A 14,715-nucleotide genomic window follows, 5' to 3' on the forward strand; every position below is an offset into this window, starting at 1 on the left:
ATCCCCGACAGGGCAATGAGGGCGGCGGCGCTGACGGTGGCGAGGAAGATCTTGTTTTTCATGATGCAATCCAGGGCGAGTGTTGCTTCTGAAGCAAACGCCCCAGATCTCACGGCTCCGTTACTTGACGGCCGTCAAGAGTCTCAAGCAAGCGCGACACCAGGATTGCTTCTGCTTTTGGTCCATTTTTATCACAATTCCAATGAATTGCCTATGAGAGCAAGGAGATGAAGCGGGTGCATGGCTTGCAAAGAGCTGAGAAACACCACGAATCGCAATGCGAACACTGATGAGCTACCAAGCGGTTGATGATCTGTCTCTCCGGAGACAGGGAACCGGCTCGGCAACTCTGCGACATCCCGCCACGGCCCAAGGTCGTTTCCTTCGGCTTCGAGAACCGCGTTCGAGGACACTCGGTCGCTCCTTCCTATCCTTTTCCGCACTGGCCCAACGGTCCTGTTTGCGCTTCCACTGGTTCTGGACGCGTAACCTAACCGTGTAACGATAGCAGGGGGAGGTGATGGCCGAGCGGTTCACGAAATCAGCGGCGCGCAACATCTTCTACGGCGGGTCGCTCTTCTTCTTCGTCACCTTCGTCGCCCTGACGATCCACAGCCACTACTACATCCGAACGACCAGCACGGACGAGGCCACGCTGTCCGACAGCGTCGCCCGCGGCAAGCACGTATGGGAGAGGAACGCCTGCATCAACTGCCACTCGCTGCTCGGCGAGGGCGCCTACTTCGCCCCGGAACTCGGCAACGTCTGGGTCCGCTACGGCGGGCGGGAGGACGCCGAAGGTGCGCGCACGGCGCTGATCGCCTGGATGCAGTCGCAGCCCAGCGGCGTTGAGGGGCGGCGCCAGATGCCGCAGTTCAACCTGACCGACGCGGAACTCAACGACCTCGTCGACTTCCTCGAATGGACCAGCCGCATCGACACGCAAGGCTGGCCACCGAACCAAGCGGGCTGAAGGGGGAGGCATGGCATGAAATACGCAACCCAACGCATCGCCTATTGGTACTTCGCCTGCGCGATGGCCTTGTTCGTCGTCCAGGTGCTGGTCGGCTCGCTCGCCGGGACCGTCTACGTCCTGCCGAACTTCCTGTCCGAGATCCTGCCCTTCAACATCCTGCGCATGATCCACACCAACGCGCTGATCGTGTGGCTCTTGCTCGGCTTCTTCGGCTCGGCCTACTACCTGATCCCGGAGGAGGCGGAGCGCGATATCGAGAGCCCGATGCTCGCTTACGCCCAACTGGCCATCCTGATGGTCGGCGCGCTGGGCGCGGTGGTCGGCTACACGCTGGGCATCCACGAGGGGCGTGAGTTCCTCGAACAGCCGCTCTGGGTGAAGATCGGAATCGTCGTCGCGGCGCTGATCTTCCTCTACAACGTCTCGCTGACCGTGATCAGAGGCCGCAGGACGGCGATTACCAACGTCCTCCTTCTCGGGTTGTGGGGCATCGCGGTCTTCTTCCTGTTCGCCTTCTACAACCCGACCAACCTCGCGCTGGACAAGATGTACTGGTGGTACGTCGTCCATCTCTGGGTCGAGGGCGTGTGGGAATTGGTGATGGCTTCGGTCCTCGCCTTCCTGGTCATCAAGATGACCGGCGTCGACCGCGAGGTTGTGGAGAAGTGGCTCTACGCCATCGTCGGCCTTGCCCTCTTCTCCGGCCTGCTGGGCACCGGCCACCATTACTACTGGATTGGTGCTCCAGGTTATTGGCAGTGGATCGGCTCGCTGTTCTCGACGCTGGAGGTCGCCCCCTTCTTCGCCATGGTCGTGTTCGCCTTCACGATGGCCTGGAAAGGGCGGCGCGACCATCCGAACAAGGCCGCCTTCCTGTGGACGCTCGGCACCCCGGTGATGGCCTTCTTCGGTGCGGGCGTGTGGGGCTTCATGCACACCCTGTCCTTCGTCAACTACTACAGCCACGGCACCCAGGTCACCGCGGCGCACGGGCATCTGGCCTTCTTCGGGGCCTACGTGATGCTGAACCTCGCGATCATCAGCTACGCCCTGCCGAGCCTGCGCGGCCGCGCACCCTACAACCAGGTGCTCAACATGTGGAGCTTCTGGATCATGACCTCGGCTATGGCCTTCATGACCTTTACGCTGACCTTTGCGGGCGTCGTGCAGGTCCACCTTCAGCGCGTGCTGGGCATGACCTACATGGAGGTCCAGGAGCAGTTGGCCTTGTTCTACTGGATGCGCCTGGGTTCCGGCATCTTCGTGGTCATCTCGGTGCTCATGTTCGTCTACGCGATGTTCGGGCCGGCGCGCGGGCGGGTGCCCGCACGCACCCAGCCTTCCGTCGCGCCGGCCGAGTGACGGCGGTGGAGGCCTCCTCCAGGCATGGGACGGCGGGCGCCGCCGTCCCCTTCTACGCCCCCACCGGCAACGAGGTGGTGTTGTTCGAGCACGCCCACCGCAACCGGCTGCCGCTGCTGCTCAAGGGGCCGACCGGCTGCGGCAAGACCCGCTTCGTCGCGCACATGGCCGCAAGGCTGGGACGCCCGCTCTACACCGTGTCCTGCCACGACGACCTGACCGCCGCCGACCTGACCGGGCGTTACCTGCTCAAGGGCGGCGACACGGTCTGGACCGACGGCCTGCTGACCCGTTCGGTGCGTGAGGGCGCGATCTGCTACCTCGACGAGGTGGTCGAGGCGCGCAAGGACGTCACCGTGGTGCTGCACCCCCTGACCGACGACCGCCGCCTGTTGCCCCTGGAGCGCACCGGCGAACTGCTGGAGGCGCCGCCGTCATTCATGCTGGTCGTCTCCTACAACCCCGGCTACCAGAACATCCTGAAGTCGCTGAAGCCAAGCACGCGCCAGCGCTTCGTCGCCATCGAGTTCGGCTTCCCGAAGCCCGATGCCGAAACCGGGATCGTCGCCCAGGAAAGCGGGTTACCCGCCGACCGGGTCGCTCCGTTGGTGCGGCTGGGCAACGCCCTGCGCGCGCTCAAGGGGCAGGACCTTGAGGAAGGAGTGTCGACCCGGCTGTTGGTGTATTGCGCCTCCTTGATCCGCGACGGCATGCCTCGCGACGAGGCGATCCTGGCGTCGATGATCGAACCGCTCACCGACGATCCGGAGGTCAAAAAGGCGCTGCTTCGGGTCGCCGAACTCACGCTGGGATGATCGCATGGCCTCGATTTGGGAACCCGAGGAGTTCGTTGGAGCCCTGTGGCACCGTCTGGTCGGTGACGCCGCGTCCTACCCGCGTCATCCCAACGCCGCGGTCCGCCTCGACGAGGTGCGCGCGCGCCTCGGCGTGCTGTTTCGGGCGCTCGGCGGCCCCGGCGCCGTGCGCATCGCCGGCACCTCCGCCGAAACGTCCGGGCATCGTCTCGGCCTGAAGCAGCGTCTCGGTCTCGGGACGGAAAAGCTGGAACGCGCCCGCTACGACGGCGTCACCCTCCAGCTTCCCGGCCGCGTCGATGTCTTCCCCTCCCGCGAGGACAACGCGGCGCTCTACGAATGGCTCGCAATTTTTTTCGTCCAGGCCGAACCGCCTCCGGCGATGCCCGACGACCCGCTGCAGGCCGACCTCGTCCGCCTGCGTTCGGCCCGTCGGGCCACGCAACGGGCGCTCGATGAATGGCCGGGTCTGCGCCCGCTGCACGTCCGGCTCTGCCAAGCCATGCGCGCGGCCCGGCCCAAACGGCGGCTGCCCGGACAGGAGGCCGCCGTCGAGGCACTCGTCGGAACGCTCATCGGTAGCGGCGGCCCAGCCGATCCGGACCTGCTGGCCGCGGTCACCGACGCGACGGTCCCGCTCGACCGCTTCCGCGCCGCCTCCGGCTATCGGCCCTTCCTGCCGGTGCCGCTGTGGGGCGAGGTGTCCGCACCACCGGAGGGCGCCGCTTCCCCCGAGACGGATGAGGAGGGCGGCGCTGGGGCCGAAGGCGACGGCAAGCGCCGCAGGGCCAAGCGCCGCGACAACGACCAGACCCGGCGCGACGACCCGCTGATGCTGAACCGCTTCGAGAAGATTCTCGGGCTGGCGGAGATGGTCAATCTCAATCGCAAGGTTGAGGATGACGACGAGGAAAGCGCGCGCAAGGCCGCGGAGGACTTGGACGAGATCTCGGTGGGTCAGCACGAGCGCAAGGCGTCGACCAAGCTCAAGCTCGACCTCGATCTGGCCTCCGAGGAAGCCGACGTCGCGCCATTGCGGGCGGAAATCACCTATCCCGAGTGGGACTGGAAACGCCGTCTCTATCATCCCGACCATTGCCGCGTGATCGCCGAACCGGCCGCGCTGGAGGGGGAGGAGTGGCGGCCCGACGACGACGCGCTGCGCCGCATCCGCCTGGTCCGCCGCCAGTTCGAGGCGATGCGGCTACGCCGCCAGGTGATGACCGGGCAGCCCGACGGTGATGACCTCGACCTGTCGGCTCTGGTCCGCTCGGTCGCTGACCGGTGCGCGGGCGGCATCGGATCGGATCGGGTCTACACGGCGGTGCGCAACGTCGCCCGCGACCTGTCGGTGTGCGTGCTGGTCGACGTCTCGCTGTCCACCGACAGTTGCATCGAGGACCGGCGCGTGCTCGACGTCGAGAAGGAGGCTCTGCTGGCGTTGACGCACGGGCTGACCGCCTGCGGCGACGAGCACGCCATCCTCACCTTCACCTCGCACCGGCGCCACCGGGTGGACATGCGCACCGTGAAGGACTTCGAGGAGCGGTTGGACGCCCACATCGTGCGCCGCATCCAGGCGCTCAAGCCGGGCAGCTACACACGCATGGGAGCGGCGCTGCGCCACGCGACGGCCCTTCTCAAGGACCGCCCGCACACACACCGGCTGCTTCTGGTGCTGACGGACGGCAAACCGAACGACACGGACCATTACGAGGGCCGCTACGCCATCGAGGACACGCGCGTGGCGGTGCAGGAGGCGCGCCGCGCCGGACTGCGGCTGTTCGGCGTCACGGTGGACGAGAAGGGGCGCGATTACCTGCCCTACATCTTCGGACCCGGCGCCTACGCCATCTTCCCCCACGCCGCCCGCCTGCCCGCGGCGCTGCCCGCCATCTACCGCCAGCTGACCGGCTGAATGCTCAAGAAACAGGAGGCATCATGCTCAGGATCATCCTTGCCGCCATCCTCGGAGCCGTCCTGGTGTCCGGCTCTCCCTGGGCGCAGGTCAACATCCGGCCGGACACCACGCCCCGCCTGCCGCCGCAGCCGGGACAGTCCCTGCCCGTCGAGGATGCGCTTTTCCTCAAGGAGGCGGCCACGGCCAGCCAGGGGCAGGCGGAACTCGGGCGTCTCGCGGCGGAGAAGGGGGCGGACGACGCGTTCAAGAACCTGGCCAAAGGAATTGCGGAGACCCACGCCACCTTGGGTGAGTCCCTGAAGCGGCTCTCCTCGGCCCGCCCCCTGCCGCCGGCCGACCAGTTGAAGCCGCAGCGCGCCGACGCCTTCGGTGCCGCCGGGGCGGTGACCAACCCGGCGAACGCCCAGGAGGGCATGACGCCGGACGCCGTCAAGGCGCTGTCCGGGGCGTCGGGCGATGCCTTCGCCAAGGGCTACATTGAGGCGCAGCTTCGCATTCATGACCGCATCGTCGACCTCTACCAGACCGAGGCGTCGAACACGCCGGATCGCGAGCTTGCCACCTTCACGATCACCAGTCTGGTGTCCATCCAGAAGGACCGCGACGCCCTTCGGCAGATGGCTGGCCGCTTCGGGATCAGCGCTCCGGCCACGGGCCAGCCGGTCCAGTATGGCGATCCGACCAAGGCCCGTTGAGGCCGGCGGCCGCCATGGCGAACGGTGCGCCGCCGGTGACCGGGCAGTTTTCGTGCGTTTGCCCCCGGGCAAGGACGGCGGCAACGCCCCACGTCATGATCCCTCCGGTCATCATTCCAAGGACAAGCGAGGCGGACATGACGGAAACGCAACCACAGCTTACAGGGCTGCTCGGAACCCAGGTTGCCGAGGTGGACGGGGTCGGGGATCTCGTGTTTGACGCTGCGATCGTGGGGTCGCTCCTCGGCCTCGAACCGAGCGCCTTCATGGAAGAACTGAAGAAGGGCATGGTCCATCAGGTTCATGAACAGGGAACCGGTGTGGACCATGGTCGGAGGCGGGTGACCTTCCGCTACCGGGCACGGCAATCAGTGCTGGTTCTGGACGCGCAGGGCCATGCACTTCATGTTTCATGAGGTCGAGGTGGATGCCGAAGAGACCCGCTGGTCGTCGGCTTCACGATGGTCGTCCCCTGACGATGCCAGGGGTGGGTCAGTAATCCCGATCTGGGTGATCGGACCAGTCGCCCAGATTCATCACGGCGACAGCCATCGCCACACCGCCGAACGTTCCGCAAACCGAGCCGAAGAGCAGGATGAAACCGATCAGCCAGTAGTCGGAGCCAAGGAGCAGTGTACGGAGACTGGCGACATCCAGCGCGAGAAGGCCGAGGCAAACGACAACGCCGGCCACGACCCCAATCGCCAGATGGGTCAATAGGAATGACACCAGATTATGCTTCTGCAAGAAAGCGGAGCGCCGTGGATTTCGAGGCATTACAGTGACTCCCTGCAGAGCGAAGGCGCATGGTGGCAATTGGAAGGCAGCATGCGCTGCGCCCTTGACGTTCGCCCTGAACTGAATCGGCGCACGCCCTGAAACCTCATACGGCAAGCAGTTCGTCCGCTGGGCCAAAGAACTCGTAATGGATGCTGCCCAATGGCACACCCCGGCCGGCGAGGCCGCCGACCATAGCGCGCAGGAACGGTCGAGGGCCACACAGATAGTAGGCCGCCTCCTGCGTCGGGGTGTTGGCCACGATCCAATCCATGCTGATGAAACCTCGCTCATCGTAGTCGCGCCCCTGAACGTCGGCCGGGTCAGGGGCGTTGTAATAGGTGCGCAGCGTGATGTTGCGAGCCTGAGCGGCCAGTGCCCGGGAATGATCGCGCATCGCGTGAACGCGGCCGTTTTCGGCGCCGTGGATGTACCAGGTCGGCCGGCCATCGCCGGAACCGGCAATGCTCTCCAGCATGCTCATCATCGGGGTCAACCCCACCCCACCGCTCAGCAGCACGACCGGCCCGGCGGAAGCTTCGTCGAGGAAGAATTCGCCGGCCGGGGGCGCCACCTTCAGCACCGTGCCCGGCTTGGCGTGATCGTGCAGCCAGTTGGATGCCAGCCCCGCCGGCCTGCCCAAGCCCTCCTCCCGCTTGACGCTGATGCGGTAGGACCGGGAATCCGGAGCGGAGGAGATGGAATAGTTGCGCTTCAGCACACCGGCTCCCGGCACATCCAGCGCAAAGGTCAGATACTGACCGGGGCGGTGGCGGATCACACCGCGCCCGTCTGCCGGAACCAGGATGAAGGAGCGGATGATGTCGCTCTCCGGCGTCACGCTCTCCACCGTGAAGTCGCGCCAGCCGTTCCATCCGCCCGGCGCCGCGGCGAGCCCGGCGTAGACGCTGGCCTCCCGCGCTTTGAGCACGTCCGCCAGAAACCAATAGGCCTCGCCCCAGGCGTCGAGGACCTCGTCGGTCGCGGCGTCGCCCAGCACGTCCTTGATTGCGCCCAGCAGGGCATCGGCGACATAGGGGTAATGTTCGGGCAGGATGTTCAGCCCGACATGCTTCTGCGTGATCCGCTCCACCCGCGAGGCCAGCACACCCAGGTTGTCGATGTTGCGGCCATAGGCGATGATCGCCGCCGTCAGCGCCTTGGACTGTGACCCGGTCTCGCCATGATGGGATTGATTGAACAGGTCGCGGATTTCCGGGGTGCGGAACAATCGCTGATACATGCGGTCGGTGACCGCGGTGCCGCCTTTCTCCAGGGCGGGAACCGTGGCCTTGACGATGTCGATGGTTCGGTTGCTGAGAGCCTCCGCCATGAATTGTCTCCGTGCTGCCATGGCGATTCAACCCTCCGCCAATTCAACCGGTTCCGGCGGTTTCCCCAGAACCGGACCGACCTTCAAAAGGTTACGATTGCCCAGGCATAGGTCGTCAACGGCGCTGGAGTTCCTGCTGCGGAAGCGGCTTCCATGCGCTATATTTCGGGGTACGAAGCGCTCGTCCGCTTCTTCACGCCAAGGACTGTTGGCGTGACGAACCGCCTGGGAACCGTGGCTGATGCCCTCTGCCGACACCGATGCCCTGCAACCGTCCGCCCTGCGCGATGCCGACCATCTGACGGCGCTCGTCGATCTCAACGAACGCCTGTTCTTTGCCCATGACCTGCCGGCCGTGGTCTCCATCCTCCGGTCGGCCGCACGCCGCCTGACCGGCGCGGACGGCGTCACCATCGTGCTGCGCGACGGCGACCTGTGCCATTACGTTGAGGAGAACGCGATCAGCCCGCTGTGGAAGGGGCAGCGGTTTCCCATGGGAACGTGCATCTCGGGCTGGGCCATGCTGACCGGGCAACCGGCGGTCATTCCGGACATCTACGCCGATCCGCGCATTCCACACGAAGCCTATCGCCCCACCTTCGTGCGGAGCCTCGTGATGGTGCCGGTCGGCGCGCCCGAGCCCATCGCCGCCATCGGTGCCTACTGGGCGACGCGGCACACGCCCGACGCGGGCACCGTCACCCTCCTGCTGGCGATCGCCCGATCGGCGGCCCTGGCGCTGTCCAACGTCCGCCTGCTTGAATCGTTGCAGGAGGCAGCCGAAGCCGCACGGACACAGGCTAAGGAACTGGCGCGGGCCAACACGGCGCGCACCCGGCTCCTTGCGACGTTGAACCATGACCTGCGCCAACCGGTCCATGCCCTGACCCTCGCCACCCACGCCCTGTCGTCCCGGGTCACACCCCGCGGGGAAATCTACGTGTCGACGATGAAGCACTGCCTGGGCGTGGTGAAGCGACTGATGGATGGCGTGCAGGACTTGGTGGGTATGGACGACGGCACGATCGCCGTCCGGATCGAAGACGTCCCGTTGGACGATCTGATGACCCACGCCACGGCGACGTTCCAACTGGCCGCCGCAGCCAAGGGGCTCGACTGGCGCATGGAAGGGAGTGGCAGAGGGGTGACGGTGCGCACGGACCGGCTGCTTGCGTCGCGCATTCTCCACAACCTCGTCGACAACGCCATCAAGTACACCGACCACGGGGAAATCCGAATTGTGTGCCGCACTGCCGACGGCAAGGTATGGGTCGACGTCTGCGATACCGGCCGAGGCATCCCGGAGAGTTCCCTGGCCGACATTTTCGAAGAGTTCTACCGCATCGAGGCCGGAGATGAGGTCGTTGGCCTGGGCCTTGGCCTGTTCATCGTGAAGACGCTGGCGGATCACCTCGGCTATCCGATCACGGTGGAGTCCCGCCCAGGGGCGGGAACAACGATCAGCGTCGCCCTGCCATTGGCTGGCTCTGTCGCATCGTCCATAGGCGGGTGATCGAGAGCCCTCGCCCGAGGGGGAACCGTGACCGGCCCCAGCGGCCGGGCATGAGCAATCCTGAGGCGATGTCGCGGAACTGCCGCTGGATGGCCTCAATGGCGCTGATGTCCGCGACCGCGACGATGCGCGCTTCCAGTAAAATGGCCACGCGGAAAGGCCGTTGGGATGTTCCCAGAACGCGCTTGGCGGCATGATCGATGGGCATGCCCTTGCCGTGCCCAAAGCGAAGGCGTGTCCACAACGGCGTGATACGAGCGGAACGGCCTTTGCCGAACCCGGTGCGGATCGAACCAACTCGGCAATGAGGGCGGGTCAGCTGCCGAGAAGCTCCTGCACGACGGCAAGGAGTTGATTGGAGGCGACGGGTTTGCGGAGGAATGTCACGCCAAGGTCCGTGGCGTCACGCTCGCTGGCAGACCCCATATCCCCGGTCAGAATGATGCCGGGTATCGGATGGCCAGCCTGTGCGCGGATGGAGGCGACGGCGTCCGTTCCGACTTCGCCTCCTCGCAGTCGGTAATCCGCGACGACAAGGTCCGGCGCACGCGGCATGTCTCGCAGACCTTCAAGAGCCTGCGCCGCGGACCCGGCGATGACGACCTCATAGCCCCACTCCATGAACAATGTCCGCAACCCGGAGAGCACGATCACGTCGTCATCGATCAGAACAGCCAAACGCCGTTGCCCGTCGGCTGTTACAACCGGCTTGGGCCGGGACGGACTTGTCCCCGCGGCGCCCGCAAGGGGGACATCGACCGCAAAGGTCGATCCACGCCCCGGTTCGGAGCGTACGGTCACCGGGTGATCAAGCAGTTGGGAGAGCCGCTGCACGATGGCAAGCCCCAGGCCCAACCCTTGGCTCCGGTCGCGTTCCGGGTTGTTGACCTGATGGAACTCTTCGAACACCCGACCCACCTGCTCGGCGGATATGCCGATTCCACTGTCGTGAACCTGGATGCTCACGCGGTCGGGAGCGATGTCGCAGACGACCCGCACATAGCCTTCAGGGGTGTAGCGCAAAGCATTCTCGACCAGATTGCGCACTATGCGACCGAGCAGCACCGGATCGCTTCGCACCGCCAGAGTTGGTCCGGGGTCGGTGACATGGAGTTCCAGACCCTTGCTCGCCGCGATCGGTGAATAAGCGGCTCGCATCTCATCCAGCAGCGACGCAACAGGCATGTCACGGACCTGAGGCACAATCGTTCCGACATCCAAGCGAGAAACGTCGAGCAGGCTGTCGAGCAGGGCCTTCAACGTGTCCAAGGCACGCTCCAGGGCCACCAGCGACCGGCGGCTCCGGTCCTCGAGGGCATGAGACTGCAAAACGCCGGCGAACAGCAAAGCCGACTGGAGCGGTTGCCGCAAATCGTGGCTGGTGGCGGCCAGGAATCTGGACTTGGACTGGTTGGCTTCATCGGCCAGGGTCTTGGCATCCCGCAGGGCCTGCTCCATTGCCCGACGCTCGGAGACGTCCATGTTCATGCCGCTCAGGCGGACTGGACGACCGCTGCCATCATGTTCCGCCCGCCCCACTCCCAGCAACCAGCAGACCCCCTTTCTCGGATGCGAAATGCGAAACTCCGCTTGGTAATCCGGCCGCCGGCCTTCGAGCACGTCCTGCACGGCCTGCCGCAACGCCGGGTGATCGTCCGCAACAACCAAGTTGTAGAACGCGGGTTCACTGGGGTGGAACGTCGTCGGATCGACACCCAACAGACGGTACATGCCGTCCGACCAGGTCACGACACCAGTGCGGAGATCGAGATCCCACAGACCGGCGTTTGCGGCGTTCAAGGCAATGGCGAGATTCCGTTCGCTCCGCTGCAAGGCCGCCTCCACGGACTTGCGCTCGGTGATGTCGATGTTCAGGCCGCTCATGCGCAACGGCGTGCCGTCCGTGTCGTAATGGACGCGCCCGGTGGATAACACCCATCGGACCGTCCCATCCGGGAGCATGATGCGGTATTCCAGTGCGAGATAGGGCTTCCGCTCACCGAAGAGCTGCGCCTGAGCCGCGGCCGTGATGGTTTCGACATCGTCCGGTTTCACTGTACGGAGCCAGGACTCCAAGCAGGGAGCATCGCTCTCCGGGTCCAAGCCGAACAGGCGATAACTGCCCTCCGACCAGTGCCCGCGCCCGGTGCGCAAATCCCAGTCGAAACTGCCGGCCTGAGCCGACTGCAGGGCCAAGCTGAGGCGTTCGTTGCTTGCCCGAAGTTCCTCTTCGGCCATCGTCCGTCGGGAAATGTCCAACAGATGGACGGTCAGGCCCCTCGGGGTGGGAAACGCTCGGAGCCAGAACCAGCGGCCGGTCTGCGGACCGCGGAATTCGACGTCCACCGGAACCCGTTCGGTCATGGCCCTGCGCAACTCATCCGCCAGTTGGCCTTCGGCGAGTTCGGGAAAAGCGTCCCACAGCCGCATGCCGAGGAGGTCGCGGCCTTGAGCGACCAGGGTCCTGGCCATGTCGTTGAGTTCGAGGAATCGCCAGTCCCGATCGAACTCGATGACGCCGTCCACGGTGTTGGCCAGCAACACGCTGACTTTGCGGGCGGAATGTTGGGCCTCTTCGCGCACTCTCAGGAAACGGCGCACACCCCACAGGGCGCCGAGGCCCGTGGCCAGGAGCAGCCCAAGAAAGACGGCCACGGTCCAGAAGGTTGCGGTGTGGATGGGACGCATCGCCGTCGCTTTGTCGAGCCCGACGTGCAGATACAGGCCCCGGGCACCCGACGTTGCCGGTGAATAGGCAAACACCCGTGGCCGACCGTCCATCCCCGCCAATTCAACCACACCTTTGGTCGCCTCGCGCAACAAAGGACCGAACGGTTCCGGCAACAAGCGGCCGGCCAGTTCCGGTGCGTCAGGGATGGTTGCGAGAACCGTTCCGTCACGGTCGGCGACAAGGAGACAGGTGTTGTCAGGCAACGAGTCCTGCGTGAGGGACTCCCGCAGCCAAGCGGTGTCGAGAAGTGCCGCAATCACTCCATGATAATCTCCATCCTCCCGGCGGTGGGCACGGGCGAAGGGAATGGCGGGTTGTCCCGTGATCGGCGATCGCATGGACTGGCCTGTGACGATGCCATCGGTGCTCGCCGCATCCTGGAGGAGCCGACCTGCAATCACCCGCCCCACCGTCATGGAGTCCGTCGAGCACCATACGGTACCGTTCGCGTCGGAGATTTCCATTGCCATGTAGCTCGGATACTTGGCCCTGATCCGGGACATGACCTCTTGGCAGGCCGTGGCGTCCATACGCCCCACCCCCGCTTCGGTAAGAGCAAACAGGATGTGATGGATGTCCTGTATGACCCGTCTTTGTTCCGCGTCCACAAGGTCGAGAAAGTGGCTGGCATCCTGTCGAAGCTCGGCCTCACGGGCCGCATGAAGCTGCATGATCGGAAAGAGCTCGAACGCCAGCAACGGAGCAGCGATGAGCAGGAGGAATGACAGCAGGCGGTTGGCTTTTTTACGAGGCGCTCGCTTCTGTAGGGACGTCAGCAATTCCTGTCTCCAAGGGCCGCCCTTTTCTTCCCTGGAGCATTATACAAAAATACGTGGGTATGTGATTAGATAAAAATACCGCCGCCCCAAAGGATAGGCATCGGCATATGCCTTGAGGAAGAGTTTCAGTCCCATCAAAAACCGTCTCAACCGCTTTCCCACATCTCATCCGGGAGAACGCCTCCCTATGAAAATAAATCTTCGCTCGCGGAAGCTCGCAAAACTTTTTTAAGCAAGTGTTTTGCTTCCCAGCGCTGGATTATATTTCCATGGAGCAGCACCATCTCGGCGTAATTCTTCGCCATAGAGGAAAAACACAAAATGCCTTCTTTTTGGGCAGCCTCGTCGGTGCATGCATACTGAGCCTGACGGAGGCATAAGTAAGCGGTCCGGCACCCATCGAGCGCTATGCTTGGCGGAAAATCGACCATCGTGCCGAGCCTCGTAGAAGCAATGTTGAACAAATTTTGCGCAAGATAACCAGGACGGTGGCGAACGACTCTGCATGGTTCGCGTTTTCAGATGAATGACCCCATGATTGCTACCTCTTGAGCTGCAACGCTGACCATCGCCCCGCCGCGAACCGCTCGTCATGAGCAGCTGCCTGTGGAGGCGCCCATTCAACTCCGGCGCATCGGGTGGCTCCAGCGAAAGTGCGTGGTATGATCAGGCCATCGGCACCAAGCGGTGGTCCGGCCAGGACTCGGCTGCTATTGACGACGATCAAGGCTGCCAGTTCTCCACGCTCGCAGCATCCATATCGGGCCCGAACCACCAACTGATCCGACGGAAGCGACAGTGCCAATGAATAAAGCCCAAATCGGACTGCTGATCGTCTCGCCGCTGCTGATCGGCATGGTTGTGCTGTTGTATCGCCAGGGCGTCATGACGCGAAGCGGCGCAGCGCTCGCCGTGCTGGCTTCAGTCGGCACGGTAGCGTGGCTATTCTTTACTCAGTAAATTGTGTCCGTTTTCGAGGCGGAACGCCAGGAGGGACGGTGGTTGCCCGCGTCAAAATGCGTATTCCGGTGATTGCGTGCGGTGGTTCCGGCGCGAAAGCGTCCACCGATTCCGGCCGATGGCGCCCAGGTGTTCCGGCGGATGACGTCCGCTCCGCGCGGGGGCAGCCTCGGCTGGCTGCTGGGTGACGTGCAGGTTGCGGAAGCGCGCCGGCCGGGTCAAGCCGTTGTCGCGGCGAGCGCGTTGCGCTTGCGCATGGACTCGCCGGCCAGCCCGATCCGATGGGCGCTGTGCAGCAGGCGATCCAGGATGACATCGGCCAGCGTCAACCCGCCGATCGCCGCGTACCATTCCGGCACCGGCAGCTGGCTGGTGATCAGCGTCGCCGCGCGCCCGGTGCGGTTGTCGATCACCTCCAGCAGTTGCACGCGCGCCAGCGTTTTGAACAGGCGCGGATAGCGGCCGTCGGCGCGGGCGAGCGCCAGATCCTCCAGCAGACGCGGCGTGCGCGTGTACAGAACCGAGAGGTTGTCGCGGCAGGCCCGGTGCCCGAAGGCGCAGGCCAACCAAGTCTTGCCCCGCCCCGGTCGGCCGCGTGATCAGCAGGTTCAGCCCGTCGCGCACCCACTGCCCGCCGGCCAGCCTGGCCATCAGTCCCCGGTCCAGCCCGCGCGGAGCGCGGCAGTTGTCACCGATCGACTACGAAAGGAGATCCAGCGCCGCGGAGTGAAACAAGCCCTAACATTACAGTTGCGATAGGACAGCCCTCCGTCTGTTGAACAGGCTTTGGGAGGTCGCCATGTCCGGTGTCGCGGTCGAGGACCTGCTGGGGCTGTGGTCAGAGGAATTGCGT

The 14,715-nt window shown here is 64.7% G+C and carries 12 protein-coding genes and 1 pseudogene; 9 read left to right on the plus strand and 4 right to left on the minus strand.

Annotated features, from left to right (window positions below; genetic code table 11):
- The 7 genes from FHW79_RS32445 to FHW79_RS31690 form a co-directional block, all read left to right on the plus strand.
- Positions 1-231 (plus strand): hypothetical protein (locus FHW79_RS32445; RefSeq protein WP_211108584.1); only part of this gene is annotated, 231 nt, incomplete at its 5' end.
- Positions 232-520: 289 nt separating this feature from the next.
- Positions 521-973: a cytochrome c gene (locus tag FHW79_RS31665; protein ID WP_032492177.1), complete on the plus strand. Its 453-nt coding sequence runs from the start codon at positions 521-523 to the stop codon at positions 971-973.
- Positions 974-988: 15 nt separating this feature from the next.
- Positions 989-2,338 (plus strand): cbb3-type cytochrome c oxidase subunit I, encoded by a 1,350-nt coding sequence (locus tag FHW79_RS31670; RefSeq protein WP_183182596.1) that lies wholly within the window; start codon positions 989-991, stop codon positions 2,336-2,338.
- A gap of 5 nt (positions 2,339-2,343) precedes the next feature.
- The gene (locus tag FHW79_RS31675; protein WP_183182597.1) at positions 2,344-3,153 is read left to right on the plus strand and encodes a CbbQ/NirQ/NorQ/GpvN family protein; all 810 of its coding nucleotides are present in this window, start codon (positions 2,344-2,346) and stop codon (positions 3,151-3,153) included.
- 4 nt (positions 3,154-3,157) lie between these two features.
- Positions 3,158-5,071 (plus strand): VWA domain-containing protein, encoded by a 1,914-nt coding sequence (locus FHW79_RS31680; RefSeq protein WP_183182598.1) that lies wholly within the window; start codon positions 3,158-3,160, stop codon positions 5,069-5,071.
- A gap of 23 nt (positions 5,072-5,094) precedes the next feature.
- Positions 5,095-5,769 (plus strand): DUF4142 domain-containing protein, encoded by a 675-nt coding sequence (locus FHW79_RS31685; protein ID WP_183182599.1) that lies wholly within the window; start codon positions 5,095-5,097, stop codon positions 5,767-5,769.
- A gap of 137 nt (positions 5,770-5,906) precedes the next feature.
- On the plus strand, positions 5,907-6,185 hold the full coding sequence (locus FHW79_RS31690) for a DUF6522 family protein (RefSeq protein ID WP_183182600.1): 279 nt from the start codon (positions 5,907-5,909) through the stop codon (positions 6,183-6,185).
- Positions 6,186-6,261: 76 nt separating this feature from the next.
- Here the strand turns inward: FHW79_RS31690 and FHW79_RS31695 are convergent, their stop codons facing one another.
- A complete protein-coding gene (locus FHW79_RS31695) occupies positions 6,262-6,486 on the minus strand; it encodes a hypothetical protein (RefSeq protein WP_247874577.1) in 225 nt (74 codons plus the stop codon).
- A 166-nt stretch (positions 6,487-6,652) separates the two neighbouring features.
- Positions 6,653-7,879 (minus strand): NO-inducible flavohemoprotein, encoded by a 1,227-nt coding sequence (hmpA, locus tag FHW79_RS31700; protein ID WP_183182601.1) that lies wholly within the window; start codon positions 7,877-7,879, stop codon positions 6,653-6,655.
- Between the two features lie 241 nt (positions 7,880-8,120).
- On the opposite strand from hmpA, the gene FHW79_RS31705 reads away from it, so the two are divergent.
- Positions 8,121-9,392 carry a GAF domain-containing sensor histidine kinase gene (locus FHW79_RS31705; RefSeq protein ID WP_183182602.1) on the plus strand — a complete coding sequence of 424 codons (1,272 nt, stop codon included), beginning with the start codon at positions 8,121-8,123 and terminating at the stop codon, positions 9,390-9,392.
- Positions 9,393-9,707: 315 nt separating this feature from the next.
- On the opposite strand, the gene FHW79_RS31710 is transcribed toward FHW79_RS31705, so the two are convergent.
- The gene (locus FHW79_RS31710; protein ID WP_183182603.1) at positions 9,708-12,902 is read right to left on the minus strand and encodes a PAS domain-containing protein; all 3,195 of its coding nucleotides are present in this window, start codon (positions 12,900-12,902) and stop codon (positions 9,708-9,710) included.
- Positions 12,903-13,706: 804 nt separating this feature from the next.
- Between FHW79_RS31710 and FHW79_RS31715 the strand changes: the two genes are divergently transcribed.
- Entirely contained in the window at positions 13,707-13,862 is a 156-nt protein-coding gene (locus FHW79_RS31715) for a hypothetical protein (RefSeq protein WP_183182604.1), read from the plus strand.
- A 218-nt stretch (positions 13,863-14,080) separates the two neighbouring features.
- On the opposite strand, the pseudogene FHW79_RS31720 reads toward FHW79_RS31715, so the two are convergent.
- Positions 14,081-14,443: pseudogene (locus tag FHW79_RS31720) on the minus strand (ATP-binding protein); the annotation flags it as partial.
- Between the last annotated feature and the right edge of the window lie 272 nt (positions 14,444-14,715).

It is taken from the genome of Azospirillum sp. OGB3 (assembly GCF_014192915.1).
Classification (GTDB): Bacteria; Pseudomonadota; Alphaproteobacteria; order Azospirillales; family Azospirillaceae; genus Azospirillum.

What these genes read in the sequence shown, in the direction of transcription:
- FHW79_RS31665 (WP_032492177.1), top strand. Translation starts at nt 521, where the DNA reads ATGGCCGAGCGGTTCACGAAATCAGCGGCGCGCAACATCTTCTACGGC.
- FHW79_RS31670 (WP_183182596.1), top strand. Translation starts at nt 989, where the DNA reads ATGAAATACGCAACCCAACGCATCGCCTATTGGTACTTCGCCTGCGCG.
- FHW79_RS31680 (WP_183182598.1), top strand. Translation starts at nt 3,158, where the DNA reads ATGGCCTCGATTTGGGAACCCGAGGAGTTCGTTGGAGCCCTGTGGCAC.
- FHW79_RS31685 (WP_183182599.1), top strand. Translation starts at nt 5,095, where the DNA reads ATGCTCAGGATCATCCTTGCCGCCATCCTCGGAGCCGTCCTGGTGTCC.
- FHW79_RS31690 (WP_183182600.1), top strand. Translation starts at nt 5,907, where the DNA reads ATGACGGAAACGCAACCACAGCTTACAGGGCTGCTCGGAACCCAGGTT.
- hmpA (WP_183182601.1), bottom strand. Translation starts at nt 7,879, where the DNA reads ATGGCGGAGGCTCTCAGCAACCGAACCATCGACATCGTCAAGGCCACG.
- FHW79_RS31705 (WP_183182602.1), top strand. Translation starts at nt 8,121, where the DNA reads ATGCCCTCTGCCGACACCGATGCCCTGCAACCGTCCGCCCTGCGCGAT.
- FHW79_RS31715 (WP_183182604.1), top strand. Translation starts at nt 13,707, where the DNA reads ATGAATAAAGCCCAAATCGGACTGCTGATCGTCTCGCCGCTGCTGATC.